We start from the raw sequence: 18,757 nt of genomic DNA, 5'->3' as shown, positions 1-18,757 counted from the left end.
CCGTCACGCATCGGGCGGGGTGATGAAGACGAGTGTCGTCAGCAGCGAGGCCGGCGGCTGCGCACCATCCGGGGCGAGTGGCCCGACGCCGATCCGCAGGCGCATCAGGCGGGGCGTGCCGTCAGCTGGCGACGGCGAGCGCTCGTTTTCGAGCGCTTCGACGGCGGTCCACCAGCGCAGTCCGTCTGCGACACCCTCCTGCCGGCCGGGCGCGAGGTGCAGCGTCGCGCGGCTCCTGGCCAGCAGTCGCTCCGCCAGATCCATCCGGGCTTCGCCCGCCGAAACCGCCTGCAGGGTCTCGACGCTGCCGGCGAAGGCGCGGAGCATGGCGAGGCAGACAAGCGCGAGGATGGCGAAGGCCACCAGGATCTCGGCGAGCGCAAAACCCTCTTCCGCGTCCTGTCGGGTCGTCGGACTCATGGCTGGACCTCGCGCACCGCCCCGGTGAGCCAGTCGACGACGATTGTGCCCTGCGCCGCACCGGCAACGATCTCGATTCGTCCACCGGTCGAGCGCCCTCCCGGCAGGAAGGCGATGGCGGCGGATGTCTCGCCGCCCCGCCCGTCTGCTTCGCGAGCGGTGGTCAGGTCGAGCGCGACGCCAGCGGGGATCGAAACGGGCTCAGCCGCATCGCGCCGCCAGTGTCGTGCGGCCGTGTCGAAGGCAAGGCTGCGCGGACGGCCGGACCGCATCGCGTCGATGCGCGTGCGCTGGAGGTCTGCGAGCAAGCGATCGACCGTCGAGGCGACGAGGCGGGCGTCGCCACCGCGCGCGATCGCAAGCCCCGACGCCCCGCTCACGATCGCCAGGATCGCCAGAACCACCAGCATCTCGACCAGCGTGAAACCGGCCTGTCCCTCGTTCCGTCCAGCGCCGGTCATCCCATCGCCAGATCGTTGACGGAAAAGATCGCCGACATGATCGACAGGATGAGCCCGCCGACGATGAGACCCAGCGCCGCCGTGATGATCGGCGTCATCGCCGTGAAGAGCCGGTCGATGCGAAGCTGTACCTGCTCCTCGTGCAGTTCGGCGGCGCGCATGAGCATGTCGGGAACGCGGTTCACCTCCTCGCCGGTCGCAATCATCTGCAGCGTTAGCGGCGATAGCGACTGTAGGCCCGAGAGCGCGGCGGCGAGCCGGGCGCCCTCCGGCACGCGCCGCGCCGCCTCGTCCACTGCACGCCGAAACGGAAGGCGGCGCGGAACGAGACGCGTGGCGGCCAGCGCGGCGGGCAATCCCACATTGGCGCCGAGCAGCGTGCCCAGCGTCCGGCAGATGCGCCCCGCCTCGATGCCGACGAGGACCGGGCCGAGAAGCGGCATTCGCAGAAGCAGCGCGTCTCGACGCTCGACGACCGCCGGCCGACGCCAGATGGAGACCGCGGCGGCAATCGTGACGGCGAAGCTTGCGACGAGGGCAGGCCAGTGGTGCAAGAGCAGATCCTCGACCGTGCGCGTCAACGTGATCACGGCCGGTGGCTCGATCCCCGGCTGGTCGAACAGAGGTTCGAGCGAGGGAACGAGCACTGCCACCACGAGGCCGACGATGCCGAGCGCCATCACCAGAAGCAGCGTCGGGTAGATCAGCGCCGAGATCACGGTGCGCCGGATCTCTTGCGCACGCGCCATCGATACGGCGAGATCGCGCAGCACGCGGCCGAGCGTGCCCGTCAGCTCGCCCGCCGCCGCGACCTCCACCACGTCGCGCGGGAAGGCTTTGGGGTGCTTGGCGAAGGCTTTCGACAGGGCAAGGCCCGCCAGAACGTCGGCAAGCACCGCCTCGAGGATGGCCGTCATGCTCTTGGGCGCCTGCCGGCTCACCAGTCGCAGTGCCCGGTCGATCGTCAGCTCGGCTTCGATGAGCGTCGCGAGATCCTTCACGACGGTCAGCACGTCGTCCTGACGCACCTTGCCGGTGCCGAAAAGATCGCGCGTCCAAAGGCTCTCGCCGGTCGTCACCGGTTCCAGCCGCGTGACGCGCCGCCCTCCTGCGCCGGCGAGCGTCATCGCCTTGGCGCGGGTCTCCGCCTCGACGCGCCCGGAGCGCAGAAGTCCGCCACGGTCGATCGCCTCATAGCGATAGTGCGTCATGTGTCGTCGCCCGAGCCGAGATGGCGCAGCACCTCCTCGAGGCTCGTTTCCAGCGCCAGCGCCTTGCCGAGCCCGTCGGCGACCAGCCGGCTCATGCCACCTGCGACCGCGGCGTCCTCCAGCGTGCGCTCACCGGCCCGCTCCGCGATGAGCGCCGAAAGCGCGCGATCGACCTCCATCCCTTCGGCCACGACGGTACGCCCGCGATAGCCGGTGCCGTTGCAGGCCGGACAGCCGACGGGATGGGCCAGCAGGATCTCACCCGTCCCCTTCAACCCGGGACGGTGCCTTTCCACGATGGCGCGTTCGGGCGGTTCGGCCGGCAGGACGCGGCGGCATTCGGTGCAGAGGAGCCTCAACAGCCGCTGCGCCACGACGCCGTTGAGGACGGCGGCGAGGAGATAAGGCTCGACGCCCATGTCCACGAGGCGCGTCACGGCAGCGGCCGCCGAATTGGTGTGCAGCGTCGACAGCACGAGATGGCCGGTCAGCGCGGCCTGTACCGCGATCTGCGCGGTCTCGCGGTCGCGGATCTCGCCGACCATGACGACGTCCGGATCTTGGCGCAAGAGCGAACGCAGCGCCGCGGCGAAGTCGAGGCCGATCGCGGCGTGGGTCTGGACCTGCGTGACGCCGGAGACCCGATACTCGACCGGATCCTCGACGGTGACGATCTTGTTGCGACCATCGCTCAGCCGTTGCAGCAGCGTGTAGAGCGTGGTGGTCTTGCCCGATCCCGTCGGGCCGGTGACGAGGAAGATGCCGTTCGGGCGGTCGGCCATGGCATCGATGCGGCCGGCGAAGTCCGGCGCGAAGCCGAGCGCCTCATAGCCGGCGGAGCGGCGCGACTGACCGAGCAGGCGCAGCACCAGCGCCTCGCCGTGCGTCGTGGGCAGCACGGAAACGCGCACGTCCACTTCGCGGCCCCGGTCCACGACCTTCATGCGCCCGTCCTGCGGCATGCGGCGCTCGGCGATGTTCAACTCGGCGAGGATCTTGATACGGGTGGCCAGCCCCGTATGGGCCGACTTCGGCATGACCTGGGGGCGGACCAGCACGCCGTCGACGCGAAATCGTGCCACGAGATCGGTCTCGCCCGGCTCGATGTGGATATCGGAGGCGCCAAGCTCGAAGGCGGTGCGGAACAGCGAATTGGCAAGGCGAATGATCGGGGCCTGACGCGCGGCATCCTCCAGGCGTTCGGTGTCGCCGCCGAGTGCGCGCGCGCCTTCGTCCTCCTCGGTATCGCCGCTCTCCTCGCCATAGAGGCGCCGGCAGGCGGCGTCGAAGGCACCGGGTCCGATCAGCCGGAAGGACGCGCCGCCGAGCGCATAGGAGAGGACGTCGAGATGATCCTCGCGGAACACGTCGACCACCGCCAACACGGGCGGTGGTCCCGCCTCCACGGGCAGGACACGCGCCCGCCGACAATAGTCGGCGGTGAGCCGTTCGGGAAGCGCGGGCTCGAGTGGCAAGGCATCGAGAGGCAGGACGGGGATACCGGAGAAGGCGGCGAGCGCCACGACCATTTTAGTCTCGTCCACGAGGCCGAGTTCGGTCAGGACGGAGGGCATCGATGGCAGCGTCTCGAAGGCGGCGCGCGCCCGCTCGGCACCCTTGGCGTCGAGAAGTCCTGCCCCGACAAGATGGTCGAGGAACTCGTCGGCACCGGCTCGGGCGGCCAGGCGCACGCCCTGCCGGCGGTCGGCCCGCACGACGTTCGGGCGCCTTTTCGATCCCCAGACCCGCATGGAACCTCTCCCCTGGCGAAGCCGCAAAAGCCTGCCGCGTCGCAAGTTTAGTAATCCGTAGAGGTTTCCCGAGCATTGATGGCTAAGGATTGACGCGAAGGGTTCGAGGCCGGCGGTGAGCGCAGTTTGGAAGGCAGGCGACTCCGCGCGCATCCGCCCCGATCCCGCCGACATTGCGCGCATCGCGCTGCGCTGGTGGTTCGACGAGCTGCGCGCCTGCATTCCCCCGGCGCTGAAGTCGCGCTCGAGCGGTGCTCCCGCAGCGTTCGGCTGCACCCTCCTGCCGGACGGCCGTGTCGCCTTCGCGCCGCTGGCCATGGGACAGCTCGCCCTGCCGGGCGAGACCGAGGCAATAGCCTGTGACGAAGGTCTGGAGCGACGGATCGCGGCCCTCGTATCGGGTGCCCCGCAGCGAACCGTCCACGTTTCCGTGCCCGTCGGCGCGTGTCTGGTCAGACGCAGCCGGATCCCGGCACGAGCCCTCTCCCATGCCGGCGCCATCCTGCGCCATGAGGTCGAGGCGCTCGTGCCGGCGGCCGCACAGGACGTTCTCGCCGACTGGTATGTCGAGACCGAAAACCCCGAGACGCATGACCTCGACCTCGTCCAGATCGTGCTCCTGCGCGAACGCATCGCGTTTCTTCTGGAGCCACTGGTGGCGGCCGGTCTGTCGATCACACGGCTGACCGTGGGCGATGCCGAGGGCCGTCCCGCGCCCGTCGATCTCATGGGCGGGCGCGAGCCGAGCCTGCGCGCCTGGCTCCTCGGCCTGCCCGGCGGCACGAAGCTTGCACTCGGCCTCGCCGCCCTGCTTCTCGCCGCGGCGCCCCTCGTCGCGATCGCCCGGCAGGATGCCGCGCTGGAGGCCATGGCGTCCGAACGGGCTCGGCTGGCCGGGCCGGGTGCGCGCGCCGGAGGATCAGGCGCAGCCGCGACCGAACTGGCGGCACTGGCGGCTGGGCCCACCGCCGGATCGATCATCGACGAGATCGCGCGACGACTGCCCACCGGCGCAGTGCTCACACGCCTTCACCTCGCCACCGGCGAGGCGATCCTGGCGATCGAGGGCGTCGATGACGAGACCGGTCGTGCCGCCTTCGCCGCAAGCCCACTGATGCGTTCGGTCGAACGGATCGAGGGCGCTCCCGGCACCCTCGTGCTGCGTCTGGCCAACCCGACCGGGGGCGGAGCAGCGCCATGATGGAACGCATCGCAGCTTCGCCGCCCCTGCGCCGTGCCGCAGCGCTGGCGATCCTCGCAAGCCTCGCCTGGCTCGTGGCACCGCTGGTGCTCTCCCCGCTCGCCGCGTTCGCCGAGCGCCGAGAAGCCATCGCTTCCGAGAGCACGCTGCTCGACCGGCTCTGGCGCCAGGACGCCCGCCGCGCCGCGCTGACAGCCGCCGCCGGAACGCCCGAAACACCCGTCATCGTCGCCGATGACCGGGCCGCCGCCTCGGCCCTTCTTCAGACCCGCGTCGAGACGGCTGCAGCCCTGCTTCCAGAGGGCCTGCGTATCGAAGCCCTTTCGGCGATGGAGACGGAGGATCGCCCCGGCACGCCGGTGGCGATGTCGGTCTCCTTTCGGGCAACGGAGGGCGCCTTCCACGCCTTCCTCGCCGACATCGAAACGCGCCGGCCCTTCCTGCGCGTGCGAGAGCTGGCGCTGAACCCGGCGCTGGAAGCGGACGGAACGCGGGTCTTGAACGGCAGCGTCGTCTTGTCTGCGGTGCCGCTCCTGCGAGTGTCGCGATGAGCCCGCGCCTCGCCATGCCTGGCCGACCAGACGCGTGGGCTCTCGGTGCGCTTGGCGCCGGCGCGCTGGCGATGGCCGCCGCGACATTCGCGCCTTTCGTCCCGACGCGGCCCGACCCGGCTTCGGAGCCGTCGATCGCGATGCCCGCTCTTCTCGGCTCGCCGCTGGCCGATGGGTATATGGCCGCCTCCCCCTTCGACACCGCACGTCGCCCGGTCGATGCGAGCGCCCGTTTCGCCCCGGCCGTCGACGCGCAAATCGTGGCTATCGCCGTGCCAGAGGCACCCGTCCGCCTTGCCGGCATCCTCGTCGAGGGTGAGGGACGACGTGTCCTTTTCGCAGGCGAGGCCGGCTGGCAGGGTATCGGCAGCAGCATCGGAAGCTGGAGCGTCGCGACCGTGGACCCCGGCCTCGTCACGCTCCGGCGCGGCGACGAAACGCTGACATTGCGAAGCCTGGAGGCTCTGCAGCGATGATGGTTCGTCCACAATCGGCGCGCTCGCTGATGACGTTTGCAATCGCCGCCGGTACCGCCCTCGCCATTCCCGCGGTTTCCGGAGCCACGGAGGGTCTCGACCTTCTCGACGCACTTCGTCCCTCGATCATCCCGGAAGGCTTTGTCGCCGCAACGATGCCAGCTTCGACGAGTGGATGGCTGGAACCGGCACTGAATGCGCGCAACGGCTTCCTCGTCCTGCACCTCGTCGGTCTTTGCCTCGGCCTCGGCGGCACCTTCGTGCTCGATGCGCTGCTGCTGCAATGGATCCTTTGGGGACGACCATCGCCGGGCTTCGCACCGGTCTTCAAGACGTTGAGCCACACGGTGCTCATCGGTTTGCTGCTGCTCTGGATCTCGGGGCTTGGTTTTCTCGCGGTCTACGCGCTCGGCGACGCCGCCAAGCTGTTCAATCCCAAGCTCCACGTGAAGATCGCCGTGGTCTGCGTGCTGTCGATCAATGGTGCGGTGCTGCATCGCTGGATTCTGCCGCTGGTGCAGTCGCAGGCGTCCGACGGCCGGTTCCTCGCGGGCTACAGTCCGCTGACCGGCTATCTCGTGCTGCTGACCGGAGCGATCTCGGCCATGTCCTGGATCACCGCTTTCCTGCTCGGGGTCCTGCGGGAACTTAACGGCCGGGCGGGCTTCGCCGAGATCGTGCCGATCTGGCTCTCCTGCATCGCGCTCGCGAGCCTCGCCAGCTTCGCTCTGCTCCGTGCGACCTTCGTGCGCCGGCCCGCGGCAGGCGGATCCGTTCGCTCGGCTGGTTGACCTGTGAGCCGCCAGACTGCCGGACAGCCTTGGCGCCACCCGAACTCGAGAGTCTGAGACGGACAGAAGGCCGAAGTCCCGTGCGTTCGAAGACCTGACGACAAGCGCGCGGCCCTGCGCGATCGCGCAAGCGGATTGCACGATCCGGGTGGCCAGCAGGGTAACATCGAAGGCGTCCGCAGATGGTCAGCGAAGACCGCTTCATCCTGCGCCGGGTCCTGCTTGGCTTCAGCCGGCCAGCGTCCTGCAGGTCATCATCAAGGTGCTGCCGGACTCTATTGCGACGGTGTGGAGAGAGACCGACCGGCCGCGCCAGAAAACGCGCCTGAGCCTTCCGTCCGTTACGGGTATCGCTTGAACGACAGAGGCGGCGTCCGAGCGACCGCCGACGTCATCAGCCGATTCGAACTCATGTTCCAACAGAACTGTTCCCGCGGCGGCTGATCACCAGAACTTCGACGACGCGGGGGCCGTGGCAAGGCGCGGTTGAGAATGCCAGCTCGTGAAAGCGCCGGATCGCTTCCCAGCCTGTCCCGGCATCAGCCGTTGACGAAGGCGACGGGGAGACGTTTCGGGTCCGCTGCTGCATCCGCGCCCCGTGGCGTAGAAACGGGAACTGGCCTGCCGAGCAGATAACCCTGGGCGAAGTTGCATCCGTGCGCTGTCAGCCAATCCAACTGCGAGGGTGTCTCAACCCCTTCCGCAACGGCGCACAGGCCGAGATGACGGGCCAGCGCCATGAGGCTCAAGAGGATGGCTTCGCTGCGCTGGCATGTGCCGATCGCGGAAACGAAGCGGCGGTCGATCTTCAACGAGTCGAAGGGAACGGTCTGGATCGCGCTTAGACCGGCATAGCCTGTTCCCACGTCGTCCAAGGCGATCCTGACGCCCAGCCGACGAAGGTGATCCAGGCAGGTTACCCGTCTGGCATCGTCGCCGACCTGCATGCACTCGGTGATCTCCAGATGCAGGCGAGCCGGGGAAAGCCCGGTCTCGCTGAGGACCTTGGCGACCGTCAGCGGGAAGGTTTCAAGATCGAGCTGAAGCGGCGAAACATTGACGCTGACACCCGCCTGATCGTGCCAGGAGACAGCCACTCGGCTGGCCTCCCGCAGAACCCATTCACCGAACTCGCCGACCATTCCCGCCGATTCGAGAGCGGGAATGAAGACGCTCGGTGGGATGGCGCCCTGGATCGGATGGACCCAACGCGCCAAGGCCTCCTGCACCACGATGTGCCCGGTTTGCAGGTTGAAGATCGGCTGGAAGACGAGCGAGAACTGGTTCCGATCGAGAGCCTCGACGAGATCGCCGCGGGTGAACGCCTGCCCGGGAGCGCTGAGCGCCTGATGAGGCTGATACCAGGTCGCCCGGTTCCGGCCTTCCGTCTTCGAACTGTACAATGCGACGTCGGCCTGACGACAGAGTTCACTGTAGCGATTGGAGCCGGGGCTGCCGACGGAGAGACCGACACTCGCGGAGACAGTAAGCACGTGCCCGTCGATCTGATGGATGCCAGCGACCGCAGCGATGATGCATTGGGCCAACGCTTCGCGCTGGCGCGGCATCGCGTTCAGGCAGGCGACGGCAAACTCGTCGCCCCCGATCCGTCCGAACAGGACCCTGTCGGATGCCAGCGCCCGAAACCGGCCGCCGATCTCGGCCAGCAGCGCGTCTCCGATCTGGTGCCCGAGCGTGTCGTTGACGCTCTTGAAGTGATCGATATCGACGTAGAGCATGCCGAACGTTTCCGGGCCCGCCTCCTCGATCGCGTCCTTCACGCGATGTTCGAAGTGAGCCCGGCTCATCAGCCCCGTCAACGGATCGGTCTCGGTGCGCAGGCGAAGTTTGGCGATCAGGGCATGGCGTTCGAGGAGGCGCTCGCGGAGCACGGACAAGGCACGGAACAGGCTCGACAATTCGACGATACGGGCGGGCTCGTCGCTGATCGCGCCGAACTGGTCCTGGCTGAGGTCGATGACGGCTCGCCGGGCATCGAGAAGCGGACGGACGGTCAGACGGCGCAGGAGAAACAAGAGAGCAAAGACCGCTGCCGTCGTCGCCGCGGCAATCGTGATCGACCATGTCAGCGTCGACGAGGCCTGCGCCTGCTGGCTTTCGAACTGGTCGACCATGCCGGCGATGACGAGCTTCCGAAGTTCTTCCAGCGGCGCCATCGTCGGAACGTACTGCTTGGTCACGTCTTCTGGACGAACGCTGTAGGCGAGGCCCCGCCGGCCCTCCTCCGTCAGCCTCCTGATCAGGTCCAGCCCTTGTCCGAGATAGAGGGTATCGATGTCGCGAAGTGCGGACGAGAACGCCTCGTGCGATGCATCGCTCATCTCGCGAGGTATGAACCGCAGGAGTTGCAGGATACGTCCGCGCGTTTCCTCGATCAGCTGGAATCGGTCGTCCGAGATCGGAGCGCCCTTCATCACGAAGGGAATGATGTAGGAGCCAATCCGCCCCGCGAATTCGCGCAGTTCGCTGGCTGCGTGTGCCAAGCCAAGCGGCCCGGCAAGACTGCCGTCCGATTGGAGCAGCGCGTATTTCTGATGAAGAATGATGGGCTGGATCCGATCGACCGCCTCGATCAGGGCATTGCTCGCCTCGATCGTCATTCGCAGCGTTCGGTCCTTCTGCGGACGCGCCCCGACCTGATCGACCAGCGCGCGAGCATCGCGAAGGGCCGTTTTTACGGCCGTAACGTCCCGAACCCAAACACCGCGCTCTCCATCGGTGCTGGCCTCGACGGCACCCAGCGCACGATCTGCCTCATCGCGATACGCCGACAGCTTCTCGACCGCCGCGGGGTCCGACCCTACCGCGATCGACATGACGACGTTCGAAGGCCCTCGTTCGGCCGAAATGCGGTTCGCGGCCGTGAAGATCGCCTCGTATCGCGAGACCGCAAGCCGGTTCTCGCGAGCGGCCTGAAATCCTTGCATCGCAGGAAGTACGGTGAACGAGAGGTTGACCAGCAGAGCAACGATTAAAAACGCGGTCACCGCCGTCAGAACCCGCGACAGAGAAACTGCACCTTGCGAAGAAAATATCATCGATCAACCGCCAGCCAGAACATCACTCTAGTCTTGCAGCTTACAAGTAAAGTTGGCCTTAAAAACGCATCTCCTCGCAAGGCGTCGCAATTGCATCTCGACAATTTAGCGTTGTCACTAGAGTTATAATGTATATGAGGCTTATTATAAGCCCAGGCGGCGAACGGTGAACATCGCGAGTGGACCGTGGTTGTCCGGATCACCGCTGGTCAGACGAAACGCGCGGAAGCCAGCCGAGGGGTACGATTCTCGCTGAAACGCTTCCGTCTTCATCCGCGTCAGCGGCAAAGCCGCCGAAGAGGGGTTCATCGGCCAAAGGCCGAGCGAACCGGACACCTCCTCAATTCGCGGCAGGACCCACCGATCCGGCTGCTCGACACGTCTCCACGGCCCTATTGCAACTCACGCTTTGCCACAGGCGGAACGCTTTGGTTATGATCATCGCACGGCAACTGGCGTCGAAACGCGAAACCACCCCACCTCCTCAATCCGCGTCGGTCTCCGCCCGGCGAAGATAGGAGGCAAGGCCGGTCGGCGGCGGGATGACGGCGACGATCTTCATCTGGGCGATCGTACGGTGTTTCGCGGCGTCGAGATGGGTCGAGAGCATGCTGGCCGCCGCATCGTGGGCACCGTGAACAAGGAGTTCCACGGTCATCCGCTGCTCGGCGAGCGCAGCGAGATCCTGCGGCAGGCCAAGGCCCCGCAACACCTGCTGCGACAGCGTCACCATGCGCAGATTGCGCGACACGAGTTCGCGAAGCGCCTCGTTCGGGGTCCCCAGCACGATCTCGCGGCTGACATAGGTCGACAAGTCGGCGGTCCCCTCCGAATGCCGGGCGGCGGCGCGGGTTTCGGCGCTGCGCAACTCGTCAAGCACCGTTTCGAGGCGATGGGCCGGCAGGAACGCGGCGGCCGAGATCAGCGCAGGCGGCTCGAGGATGCGGCGGATCTCGAACTGCTCCTTGATCGTGCGGGCCGTGATCGGTCCGGCGATCCAGTGCGAGTTGGCGCTCTTGTTCACCAGCCGGCGATCCTGCAGCCGCCCGAGCACGTCACGAACGATCGTACGCGAGACGCGGAAATGCTCGGCGAGTTCCGTCTCGATGATGCGGTAGCGACCGAAGACCAGGCAACGGGTGATGTCGGCCTCGACGGTTTCATAGATCTGGCGCCAGGTTTGCCGGTCGCGGAACCCGTCATCGGCCTCGATGGGCAGATCCAGATCGAGACCGGCGAGATCCAGACGCCGGGGCTGTGGCGCGGGGCCGGATCCGACGACGAGATAGCCGCGCCCCTCGAAACGGGCGACCAGCCCCTCGCCCTCCAACTCCTGAAGGGCCCGCTGCACCGGCGCGCGGGAGAGCCGGAAGATCTGCGCCAGCGGGCCTTCGAGCAGGACCGTACCTTCGGGCAGGCGACCCGCGCCGATGTTGCGCCTCAACGTCTCGGCGACGACTTCATAGCGGCGCGGCAATGCCGCGAGCGCACGATCCTGCATCGCGATTCCCGTTTTCGAGCCGCTTGTGGTGTCGCCCGCCCTGCCGGCCTTGTCCAGCACGAGGGAGTGGTCGATAAAAATGATTATTGCATACTTATGCTGCAACGCCGCTCATTTGGTAATCGCACCTCGCCGGCACCCGACACTTCGCAGCGACCAGCCAGGGGACCTTGAACGCACCGAACGTCCCTTCAAGACCTACCATCTCGGCATTTCGAGCCCGATCCAAAGTCAAAACCGCAAAGTCGAAGCCATCTCGCCATGAATGCTGCGATTGCTCACTTTTCAAACAGCCCTGATGTGGCCGTATGCAGCCGCGGCCGCCTGACGTTACTCGTCCGATAAATGACTGTTGAATACAAAAAACGCTGCTGATAGCGTCTGGTCATGGGCAGCGTTCGGGCGCTTCGGTCGAAGCCGAAGTCCTCCTCGCGCCGACGATCCGGGATACTCGATGGCGACGATCCTCTCCCTTTCCAACGTCTCGAAATCGTTCGGCGGCAGGCCGGCCATCGACGGGATCGATCTCTCGATTCCGGCCGACGCCTATGTCTCGCTGCTTGGCGCGAGCGGCTCTGGCAAGACGACGCTTCTGCGCCTCATCGCCGGTTTCGACGAACCGGAGACGGGCACGATCACCTTCGAGGGCACGCGTCTTGACGGGCGTCCGGCGCATGAGCGCGGCATCGGCTTCGTGTTCCAGAACTTCGCACTGTTTCCCCATCTCAACGTGCGCGACAACGTCGCCTTCGGCCTGACCCATCGCACCGTGAACCCCGTCCGCGACGAGGCCAAGCGGGCGAGCATGGTAGCCGAGGCCATCGAGATGGTCGGCCTGAAGGGGCTGGAGCAGCGCTCGGTGACCCAGATCTCCGGCGGGCAGCGCCAGCGCGTGGCGCTCGCCAGAACGCTGGTTACCCGGCCCAAACTCGTGCTTCTCGACGAGCCGCTCGGTGCCCTCGACGCACATCTGCGCGCGCGGATGCGCGACGAGCTGCGCCAGATCCGGCGCGATCTCGGCGTCACCTTCCTTCATGTCACCGGCTCGGAAACCGAGGCGCTGGCGATGGGCGACCGGCTCGTGGTCCTCGATGCCGGCCGCGTCGGGCAGTTCGCCGCGCCCGCCGAGGTCTATGCCGAACCCGCCTCGCCCGGCGTCGCGCGCTATCTCAACGCGTTCAATCTCCTGCCGGGCCGCCTCGACGGCGTGGGCTTCCGCACGGAGGCCGGGCTTCTGGCGATGGATCCCGCCAGCCTGCGCAACGGTCACGAGGCCCCGGTCTATGCCATCCGCCACGACTGCATCGCCGTGCGCGCGCCGACGACCGAGATGGCCGACGACGAAGCCGGGCTCGGCGCCCGGTTCCTCGCCAGCGAATATGGCGGCGCCTCTGTCCTTTCCTTCTTCGCGCTCGACGACGGGCGCATCGTCGAGGTGGAGGAGCACCTCAGCCGCGGCGAGCCGCAGCGGCTCGAGGCCGACGCCCGCTACGCCCTTTCCTGGAAGCGCCGCGACGCGCTCGTCTTCGCGTGAAGAGGCCTGCCATGACAACGGACGTCATCCCATCGACCGGCGGCATCGCCGAGGCCGGCGGCCTGTCGCCCGCCGCACGGCGCGACGCCAAGCGCCGCCGCACGTCCTGGCTCCTTCTGGCGCCCGGCGTCGCCTGGATGACGCTCTTCCTCGTGCTGCCGATGATCATGGTGGTCTACGTCTCGTTCTGGACGCAGACCACGTTTGCGGTGGAGCCGAAGCTGACGGTCGCGAGCTGGGTGCGCTTCCTCACCAACGCGACCTATCTCGACGCGCTCTGGACAACCGTCCGCATCTGGCTGATCGTTCTCGCCTCGACGCTGCTCGTCGGCTACCCCGTCTCGCTCTTCATCGGCCTGATGCTGAAGTCGAAGACGCTGCAGACCGTTCTGCTCGTCCTCTGCGTCATCCCCTTCTGGACCTCGTTCCTCATTCGCGTGCTCGCGTGGCGGCCGATGCTGGGCACGCAGGGCGCGATCAACCTGATCCTGATGAAGCTCGGCATCATCGACCAACCGCTCGACATCCTTCTCTTTTCCGAGCTCTCGGTGATCATCGGCATGACGCAGATCTACTGCGTCTTCATGGTCGGCCCCATCACCTTCATGCTCGGCCGCATCGATCCGAACGTCATTGAGGCGGCGCGCGATCTCGGCGCCGGCTTCGGGCGGATCTTCCGCACGATCATCCTGCCGCTGTCGCTGCCCGGCGTCGTGGTCGGCGCGATCTTCGTGTCAGTCATGGTGCTCGGCGAGTTCGCAACGGCCGCCGCCCTGTCGGGCCGCAAGACCAACATGCTCGGCAACATCATCGTCAGCCAGGTCGGCTCACTGAAATGGGCCTTCGCCGCGGTGGCGGGCTGCATCCTGACGCTGCTGATGGGCGCGGTGATCGCGGGCCTGCTGCGCGTCGTCAACCTGCGCAACGAGCTTTGAGAGGGACGCCCCGATGCAGACCGGCATCCTGAAACCCGCGCTGGCCGTCTACACCGCGCTCTTCCTCGTCTTTCTCTACGGGCCCTTCGTGGTGCTCGCGATCCTCTCGTTTCAGTCGGGACCGGAGGGCGGGCCGCAGTTCCCGATCGTGGAATGGTCGACCTACTGGTATCGCCAGCTCTTCGGCCTCGTGCCGGCGACGCGCATCGCGCCGCTGCCGATCGCCGACGGTCTCCTGCGCTCCCTGGCGCTGGCCTTCATGACGATGGTCGTCTCGACGCTCCTCGGCGTCGCCTCGGCGCAGGCCTTCCGCCAGCGCTTCAAGGGCTCCGGTCCGATCTTCTATCTCATCGTGCTCGGCATGATGGTGCCCGGCATTCTCGTCGGCCTCGGGATGGCGCTCTTCGCCAATCTCGTCGGCGTCGATCGCGCCTGGTGGGGCACGGCCTTCGTGCTGCACGTCGTCTACACCTACCCCTTCGCCTTCCTCGTGATGCTGGCGATCTTCAACCGCTTCGACCGGTCGATCGAGGAGGCTGCGTGGTCGCTCGGCGTCTCGCCGGTGACGACGTTCCGCAAGGTGACCTTCCCGGTGATCTTCCCCGGCGTCCTGTCGGCGATGCTCTTCGCCTTCACCCTGTCCTACGACGAGTTCGCCCGCACGCTCTTCACCTCCGGCCCGCAGCTCACACTGCCGCTGGCGATCTACGGGACCTTCTCGGTGGAGATCCATCCCAACGTCTTCGCATTCGGCGTGCTGACGACGCTGTTCTCCTTCGCCCTGCTCGCCGTCTACGCGGTGCTCATGGTGCAGTCCGTCAACCGCGCCAAGCGCGTGCCGGTGGAGGCCGTCTGATGGCCGCCTTCACGGGAACCGCGCTCGTCACGGGAGCCGCCTCGGGCATCGGCCTCGCGGTCGCCGAGCGGCTCGCCACCGATGGCGCCCGCGTGGTGCTGGTCGATCTCGACGGCGCAAAGGCCGAGGATGCCAGCCGCCGGCTGCGCGCGGCCGGCCTCGAAACCGCCTGGGCTCAGGCCGACATTTCCGACGAGCAGAGCGTCGCGGCCGCCGAGCATCTCGCGACGGAGACGTTCGGCATGGTCGGGCTGCTCGTCAACAATGCCGGGCACGTCCATCAGGCACGCTTCGAGGATCTCGGCGTCGCCGACTTCGACCGGATGTTCGCGGTGCATGTGCGCGGCACCTTCCTGATGACGAAGGCCGTGCTGCCGGGGATGCTGGCGGCCGGCGAGGGTATCGTTATCAACATGGCCTCACAGCTCGGCCAGATCGGCGGCATCGAGCTGTCGCACTATTCCGCCGCCAAGGCCGCGATCATCGGGCTGACGAAATCGCTGGCGCGCGAGGTGTCGGATAGGGGCGTGCGCGTCAATGCCGTCGCCCCCGGCCCGATCAACACGCCGCTGGTGCGTGCCCTCTCGCCGGACTGGCAGGCCGCCAAGCGCGCCGAACTTCCGCTCGGGCGCTTCGGCGAACCCGAGGACGTGGCGGGCACCGTCGCCTTTCTCGCCTCCACCGATGCCGCGATCTACGCCGGCCAGACGCTCGGGCCGAACTCCGGCGACGTGATGCTTTGATGGAAACCGCCATGACCTCTCCCCGCATCGTCCTCGTCACCGGCGCCGGCATCGGCATCGGCCGCGCCACCGCCGAGGCGTTCGCAGCAGCCGGCGACCACGTCGTGGTGACCGACGTTCTCGAAACGGACGGCCGCGAGGTCGTCGCTGGTATCGAGGCCGCGGGCGGCTCGGCGGAGTTCCTGCGCCTCGACGTGACATCCACGGAAGCCGCCGACGCGCTCGTCGCCGACGTCGAGGCCCGGCATGGGGCGATCGACGTCATCGTCGCCAATGCCGGCATCGCGCACCGCGTGCCGTTGTCCGAGATGACCGACGCGAAGTGGGATCACACGTTCGACGTCGACCTGAAGGGCATCCTGCGCGTCGTGCGCCCCGCCCTGCCCGGCATGCGGGCACGTCGGTCCGGCGCCATCGTCTGTCTCTCCTCGATCATGGGCGTCGCCTACGGCTGGGACGAGCATGTGCACTACTCCGCCGCCAAGTCGGGCGTGGTCGGTCTCGTGCGCGGACTGGCGGTCGAACTGGCGCGCGAGGGCATTCGCGTGAACGGCGTGGCGCCCGGCTACATTCGCACCGCGCAGCTTCTCTCGGAAAAGAACTCGCTCGGTCCGGCCGGCGCCGAAAAGGCCGCCGAGTTCATCCCGATGGGCCGTCTCGGCGAGCCCGGCGACATCGCCGACGTGATCCTGTTCCTGGCCTCGCAGGGGGCCCGCTACCTCACCGGCCAAACCCTCACCGTCGACGGCGGCCTTCTCGTCGGCCGCTACTGACCCCTCCCGCTTCGCGTCCGCCACGGTGGCGGCGCGTGTCCGGCATCCCCGTCCCCTCGAAGGAGCTTCCAGCATGATCCGCAAAGACATCGACAGACGCACGATGCTGAAGGGCACCGCCGGCGCCATGGCGCTGGCGCTCGGCGGCGGCACGCCGTTCCTCGGCTCGGGCCGCGCCTATGCGCAGGCCGCCAATCTCGCGAGCGAGAGCCTGCGCACCACCGGTCTATCGACCACGGTGCAGGAGCGCATCCTCGCGAACTTCAAGACGGCGTCGGGCGTTGGCTCGACCTCCGGCACCGCGGCGACCTTCCCCGACGCGCAGACGAAGATCCTGTCGGGCTCGTCCGACTACGACTGCTGGGAGGTGATCGGCGAGCGCCTGCCTGCGATCACGATGACCGACCATGCCGCACCGATCGCCGTGTCCGACGTGCCGAACTGGGCCGCGATCCGCGACACGTTCACGAAGCCCGATCCGAAGTGGGACCGCTCGGCGCAGATCGTCGGCCAGATCTGGACCGACGAGAACCAGACCAACCTCTGGATGGTGCCGGCCGTCTACAACTACGATTCGATCGGCTATAATCCGGACGTCGTTTCGGAGGAAGAAGCCAACAGCTGGACGGCCCTGTTCGACCCCAAGTGGAAGGGCAAGTCGGGGCTCAACACCGATCCGCTGATCGCGATCGGTCAGGCGATCCTCGCGATGAACTCGCTCGGCCTGCTCGAAGCCAAGAACCCCGGCAACCCGACTGCCGAAGAGCTGGAAGAGGCCGGCAACTTCCTCATCGCCAAGAAGAAGGAGGGTCAGTTCCGGGCGCTCTGGGGTGATTTCGGCGAGCTGGTCAACCTCCTCGCTTCCGGCGAGATGGTGGTGTGCGACGCGTGGCAGCCGGCCGTCATGGCCGTCAAGGCGCAGGGCAAGGCCTGCCGCTACGCGGTGCCGAAGGAGGGCTACCGCGCCTGGGCCATCGGTCCAGCCATGCTGAAAGGCACGCCGAACGCGGCCGCCGTGGCGGCCTACGCCAATTACTGGCTGTCGGGCGAGCCGGGCATCACCGTCTCCGAGCAGGGCTACTATTCGCCATCGACCAATATCGAGAAGGCAATGGACCCGATGAAGTACGCCTTCTGGTACGAGGGCAAGCCGTGGGCCGGTGCGGCCGAGCGCGGCATCAAGGAAGGCGATCTGCGCGACGGCGGCTCGCTCGCCACCCGCGCCGCCAACGTCGCCTACTGGCACCAGTGGCCGGACGAGTACGACGCGCTCGTCCAGAAGTGGGACGAATTCCTCAACGCCTGACGGCTCGGCGCGAGGCGGCATCCGCCGCCTCGCATCTCTTCCCCGCGCCGCCCGTAGGCGCGTGACCAGCGGATTGCGGCCATGCACGATCTCGAACTCATCCAGGTGGGCAAGGTCTACGACGACGGCACCACGGCGGTGTCGAACTTCGATCTCGCCGTCGAGAAGGGCGAGTTCGTCGCCTTCCTCGGTCCCTCCGGTTGCGGCAAGACCACGACGCTGCGGATGATCGCCGGGTTCGAGACGATCACCTCCGGCGACATCATCATCAAGGGTCGCAACGTCACCGACGTGCCGCCGGAGCGCCGACCGACCTCGATGATCTTCCAGAACTATGCGCTGTTTCCGCATATGAACGTCTGGAAGAATGTCGAGTACGGGCTGGCGGTCAAGGGTATCGCGGCCTCCGAACGCAAGCGCCGCGTCGGCCGCATCCTCGAGAAGCTCGGCCTCACCGATATCGCCCAGCATCGCGCCGACCGCCTCTCGGGCGGCCAGCGCCAGCGCATCGCGCTCGCGCGCGGCCTCGTGGTGGAGCCCGACATCCTCCTCCTCGACGAGCCGCTCGGCGCACTCGATGCCAATCTGCGCCGCATCATTCAGAACGAGTTGAAGCTGCTCCAGAAAGAGCTCGGCATCACCTTCGTCTTCGTCACCCATGCCCAGTCCGAGGCGCTCGGCCTGTCCGACCGCGTCGTCGTGATGAGCAACGGCAAGGTCGAACAGATCTCCAACCCGCGCGAACTCTACACCCGGCCGCAGACCCCGTTCGTCGCCGGCTTCATCGGCGCCAACACCATCTTCGAGGGAACCGTGGCCTTGCCCACGACCGCCGGCAGCGCCCGCCTCGACACGCCGTTCGGCCCGATGGAAGGCGTCGATCCGCGCGAGGTCGCGACCGGCGGCAAGGCGATCATCGCGATCCCGTCCGATGCGCTCGACGTCCATCCCGCGGGCTGGCGGGCCATGGCGCACAACCGCGTCGAGGGCACCGTCCTGTCGCGCGAGATCGTCGGCCATGTCGGCACGCTGCGGGTGGCGCTGCCCGGCCGCAAGCCGGTCCAGGTTGAATCGCATGTCGATCGGTTCCGCGATCTCACCGCGCGCGAGGGCGACACCGTTGTGATGTCCTGGGACCCTGCCCGCTCCACCGTCATCGCCGCCTGAACCGGCGGCGACCCGTCCACC

General features: G+C 67.4%; 17 protein-coding genes. 11 read left to right on the top strand and 6 right to left on the bottom strand.

From position 1 onward, the window contains the following. Positions 1-3: 3 nt before the first annotated feature. The 4 genes from AUL33_RS18310 to AUL33_RS18295 are packed head-to-tail and all read right to left on the bottom strand — an operon-like array spanning position 4 to position 3,843. The gene (locus AUL33_RS18310; RefSeq protein ID WP_062211679.1) at positions 4-420 is read right to left on the bottom strand and encodes a hypothetical protein; all 417 of its coding nucleotides are present in this window, start codon (positions 418-420) and stop codon (positions 4-6) included. Continuing rightward, positions 417-881 (bottom strand): GspH/FimT family pseudopilin, encoded by a 465-nt coding sequence (locus tag AUL33_RS18305; RefSeq protein WP_062211675.1) that lies wholly within the window; start codon positions 879-881, stop codon positions 417-419. Before AUL33_RS18305 ends, AUL33_RS18310 begins: the two co-directional genes overlap by 4 nt. Next, a complete protein-coding gene (locus AUL33_RS18300) occupies positions 878-2,092 on the bottom strand; it encodes a type II secretion system F family protein (RefSeq protein WP_062211673.1) in 1,215 nt (404 codons plus the stop codon). The genes AUL33_RS18305 and AUL33_RS18300 overlap by 4 nt, the downstream gene beginning before the upstream one ends. Next, on the bottom strand, positions 2,089-3,843 hold the full coding sequence (locus tag AUL33_RS18295) for a GspE/PulE family protein (protein ID WP_062211670.1): 1,755 nt from the start codon (positions 3,841-3,843) through the stop codon (positions 2,089-2,091). Before AUL33_RS18295 ends, AUL33_RS18300 begins: the two co-directional genes overlap by 4 nt. A 115-nt stretch (positions 3,844-3,958) precedes the next feature. Here AUL33_RS18295 and AUL33_RS18290 point away from each other — a divergent pair, with 115 nt between their 5' ends. The 4 genes from AUL33_RS18290 (at position 3,959) to AUL33_RS18275 (ending at position 6,862) form a co-directional block, all read left to right on the top strand. Then, positions 3,959-5,044, top strand: coding sequence for a hypothetical protein (locus AUL33_RS18290; protein WP_062211667.1), 1,086 nt, complete (start codon positions 3,959-3,961; stop codon positions 5,042-5,044). Further along, positions 5,041-5,595: a type II secretion system protein GspM gene (gspM, locus tag AUL33_RS18285; RefSeq protein ID WP_082652720.1), complete on the top strand. Its 555-nt coding sequence runs from the start codon at positions 5,041-5,043 to the stop codon at positions 5,593-5,595. The genes AUL33_RS18290 and gspM overlap by 4 nt, the downstream gene beginning before the upstream one ends. 140 nt (positions 5,596-5,735) lie before the next feature. Then, complete coding sequence (locus AUL33_RS18280; protein WP_156419484.1) at positions 5,736-6,071, top strand: hypothetical protein; 336 nt, start codon at positions 5,736-5,738, stop codon at positions 6,069-6,071. A 29-nt stretch (positions 6,072-6,100) separates the two neighbouring features. Further along, complete coding sequence (locus tag AUL33_RS18275) at positions 6,101-6,862, top strand: hypothetical protein (RefSeq protein WP_156419483.1); 762 nt, start codon at positions 6,101-6,103, stop codon at positions 6,860-6,862. Between the two features lie 539 nt (positions 6,863-7,401). Here the strand turns inward: AUL33_RS18275 and AUL33_RS18265 are convergent. Beyond that, entirely contained in the window at positions 7,402-9,921 is a 2,520-nt protein-coding gene (locus tag AUL33_RS18265) for a bifunctional diguanylate cyclase/phosphodiesterase (RefSeq protein WP_082652719.1), read from the bottom strand. A gap of 484 nt (positions 9,922-10,405) precedes the next feature. Further along, entirely contained in the window at positions 10,406-11,422 is a 1,017-nt protein-coding gene (locus AUL33_RS18260) for a GntR family transcriptional regulator (protein ID WP_062211649.1), read from the bottom strand. A 454-nt stretch (positions 11,423-11,876) separates the two neighbouring features. On the opposite strand from AUL33_RS18260, the gene AUL33_RS18255 reads away from it, so the two are divergent. The 7 genes from AUL33_RS18255 (at position 11,877) to AUL33_RS18225 (ending at position 18,736) form a co-directional block, all read left to right on the top strand. After that, complete coding sequence (locus AUL33_RS18255) at positions 11,877-12,956, top strand: ABC transporter ATP-binding protein (RefSeq protein ID WP_062211646.1); 1,080 nt, start codon at positions 11,877-11,879, stop codon at positions 12,954-12,956. Between the two features lie 11 nt (positions 12,957-12,967). Continuing rightward, positions 12,968-13,891, top strand: coding sequence for an ABC transporter permease (locus tag AUL33_RS18250; protein ID WP_082652718.1), 924 nt, complete (start codon positions 12,968-12,970; stop codon positions 13,889-13,891). Positions 13,892-13,904: 13 nt separating this feature from the next. Then, the gene (locus AUL33_RS18245; RefSeq protein WP_062211643.1) at positions 13,905-14,747 is read left to right on the top strand and encodes an ABC transporter permease; all 843 of its coding nucleotides are present in this window, start codon (positions 13,905-13,907) and stop codon (positions 14,745-14,747) included. Then, the gene (locus tag AUL33_RS18240; RefSeq protein ID WP_062211641.1) at positions 14,747-15,490 is read left to right on the top strand and encodes an SDR family NAD(P)-dependent oxidoreductase; all 744 of its coding nucleotides are present in this window, start codon (positions 14,747-14,749) and stop codon (positions 15,488-15,490) included. Before AUL33_RS18245 ends, AUL33_RS18240 begins: the two co-directional genes overlap by 1 nt. Before the next feature lie 11 nt (positions 15,491-15,501). Further along, complete coding sequence (locus AUL33_RS18235; protein ID WP_062211806.1) at positions 15,502-16,263, top strand: SDR family NAD(P)-dependent oxidoreductase; 762 nt, start codon at positions 15,502-15,504, stop codon at positions 16,261-16,263. A 73-nt stretch (positions 16,264-16,336) separates the two neighbouring features. Then, positions 16,337-17,569 carry a PotD/PotF family extracellular solute-binding protein gene (locus AUL33_RS18230; RefSeq protein WP_062211638.1) on the top strand — a complete coding sequence of 411 codons (1,233 nt, stop codon included), beginning with the start codon at positions 16,337-16,339 and terminating at the stop codon, positions 17,567-17,569. Between the two features lie 81 nt (positions 17,570-17,650). After that, positions 17,651-18,736 carry an ABC transporter ATP-binding protein gene (locus tag AUL33_RS18225; RefSeq protein WP_062211636.1) on the top strand — a complete coding sequence of 362 codons (1,086 nt, stop codon included), beginning with the start codon at positions 17,651-17,653 and terminating at the stop codon, positions 18,734-18,736. Positions 18,737-18,757 lie beyond the last annotated feature (21 nt).

Source organism: Aureimonas sp. AU12 (assembly GCF_001463705.1).
In the GTDB taxonomy this organism is placed as follows: domain Bacteria; phylum Pseudomonadota; class Alphaproteobacteria; order Rhizobiales; family Rhizobiaceae; genus Aureimonas.
This window is presented reverse-complemented; position numbering and strand designations above follow the sequence as displayed.